We start from the raw sequence: 675 nt of genomic DNA on the forward strand, positions 1-675 counted from the left end.
CGTTGAGAACGAAGATGGTTTCGCGCATCGGGTGAGTCTTCCGGTTGAATGACGCTGGGCAGACGCCTAGGTGATGGGCATCCATAGCCCGTTCGCCCTGAGCTTGTCGAAGGGCTGTTCGTCCTCCCACGGGTGAGGAAGGACAGGGTTTCGACACGCTAAGCCCGAACGGAGGCGGGGATTATCCCCGGTCAAACATGCCCCATACCGACGGAACCCTGACCATCCAGCTCAAAGGCGAGCATCGCCGCGTGCGCGCGGGGCTCAGGCTTGCCGATCTTGCCGCCGATCTTGGCCTGCTGCCGGAAAAGGTCGCGGTCGAACGCAATCTGGCGGTGGTGCCGCGCTCGACGCTGGCGCAGGTGATGGTTGAGGATGGCGATGAACTCGAGATCGTCCATTTCGTCGGTGGCGGCGACCACCCACCTGCAGTGAAGGCCGATACCTGGACCGTCGCAGGGCGTACGTTCCGGTCGCGGCTGATCGTCGGTACCGGCAAATATAAGGACTTCGCGCAGAATGCAGCGGCGCTCGAGGCCTCCGGTGCCGAGATCGTTACGGTTGCGGTACGACGCGTTAATGTGTCCGACCGCAACGCGCCGATGCTGACCGATTTCATCGACCCCAAGAAGGTGACCTATCTGCCGAACACGGCGGGGTGTTTCGACGCCGAAT

The 675-nt window shown here is 62.4% G+C and carries 1 protein-coding gene; it reads left to right on the plus strand.

Features of this window, described 5'->3' with window-relative positions; genetic code table 11:
• Positions 1-197: 197 nt before the first annotated feature.
• A partial coding sequence (thiS, locus tag AACY52_RS29040; protein ID WP_339561175.1) for a sulfur carrier protein ThiS occupies positions 198-675 on the plus strand: 478 nt, incomplete at its 3' end.

The organism is Pseudomonas sp. EA_65y_Pfl1_P113 (genome assembly GCF_963970525.1).
Lineage (GTDB): Bacteria > Pseudomonadota > Gammaproteobacteria > Pseudomonadales > Pseudomonadaceae > Aquipseudomonas > Aquipseudomonas tritici.